This is a genomic window from Sphingopyxis sp., from assembly GCF_025869345.1.
Lineage (GTDB): Bacteria > Pseudomonadota > Alphaproteobacteria > Sphingomonadales > Sphingomonadaceae > Sphingopyxis.
Window position 1 is genome coordinate 23,708 of sequence record NZ_JAOZVW010000149.1, and the last position, 1,281, is coordinate 24,988.

Consider the following 1,281-nt stretch of genomic DNA (forward strand, 5'->3'; position numbering starts at 1 on the left):
ATAAACCGCTCTGGATTGCTTCGCTCCGCTCGCAATGACGATGGATATGAACGGCATTACAGCGACCGGATCAACCGCACCGCGACCGCCGCCCACGGCGGATTGCTCACGACCTGCTGGCGCTGGCCGGTGCCGAGCGGGAGCAGGTGGAGCTTTTCGCCGTCGACATTGAGCAGGCGTGCGAAGAAGAAGCGGCCGGCGGGGCGCGGGACGAGCAAGTCGCGGTTGAGGACGCTCGCCCAGTCGCTTTCGATACGGCGGCACCAGATTTCGTCGCCTGCGCGATAGTCGCCGATCGACGAGGTGACGCGCACCGCAACCATATCTTCGCCGGGCCGCGCGGTGAGCGCCTGCTCGACGCGGGTCGGCGCTTGCGCGCCATCGGCGCCGAGATGTGCGGTGATGGTGAGCTGCGCATCCTGTGGCAACTGGACGAGCTCGGCCGCCTCGACCCCCAGCGCCCTGGCGATGCGGTTCATCCAGCCGAGCGACAATGTCCGTGTTCCGGTTTCGAGGCGGCCGATCGTCTGCGCGGTCGTCGGCGGATCGCAGCGCTGCCCCACCTCCTCGAGCGTCAGACCCTTGGCGCGGCGGACGGCGCGGATGCTGTTGATCATGGCGACACTCCGATAACCAAATCGGTTTCTTCTTTCCTACAAAATCATCCAATGTCAAGCGGGCGTGTCCTGAAGGAGATTTGCATGACCGCCCGCCGCCTCGAAACCCGCCTGCATCCCGACGACCGGCTCGATCCCGGCAAGGCGGGGCCGCAGGTGATGCGGCACGTCACGGTCAATGCCGCCGAGAGCCCGGTGGCGTGGCTCGCGTCGCGCGGGATGCTGAGCCCGGCGCAGCTTGCGGCGGGCGAGCGGCTGCGCGCCGATTATGAGCGCGCCGGGCTGTCGGCGCGGGTGACGATGCGCTGGGATGCGGCGCCGCCCGCAAAGGGCCGCGGCGGCGCGCGCGCGTCGGATGCCTCGCTGGCGCGGATCGACGCGCATCGGCGGTTTCACGCGGCGATCGACCATGCGGGGCCGGGGCTCGCCGACATTTGCTGGCGCGTGATCTGCGCGGGCGAGGGGATCGGCGGCGCGGAGAAGGGACTCGGCTGGCCGGCACGATCGGGGAAGCTGGTGCTGGGGTTGGCGCTCGACCGGCTGGCGCGGTTTTATGGGGTGGGGTGATGGTTTTGGGGGCTGGAGACGAGCGGGAGCGAAGCCATCCTTCATCGTCATCCCGGACTTGATCCGGGATCCATTCATCCGGCGCTGAGAGAATGGA

Annotated in this window: 2 protein-coding genes; one reads left to right on the forward strand and one right to left on the reverse strand. The window is 68.3% G+C overall.

Features of this window, described 5'->3' with window-relative positions; all coding sequences use genetic code 11:
- Positions 1–56: 56 nt before the first annotated feature.
- Positions 57–617, reverse strand: a complete 561-nt coding sequence (locus OJI97_RS16710) for a helix-turn-helix transcriptional regulator (RefSeq protein ID WP_297665352.1) — start codon at positions 615–617, stop codon at positions 57–59.
- A 159-nt stretch (positions 618–776) separates the two neighbouring features.
- Here OJI97_RS16710 and OJI97_RS16715 point away from each other — a divergent pair, with 159 nt between their 5' ends.
- On the forward strand, positions 777–1,184 hold the full coding sequence (locus OJI97_RS16715) for a DUF6456 domain-containing protein (RefSeq protein ID WP_297665354.1): 408 nt from the start codon (positions 777–779) through the stop codon (positions 1,182–1,184).
- Positions 1,185–1,281 lie beyond the last annotated feature (97 nt).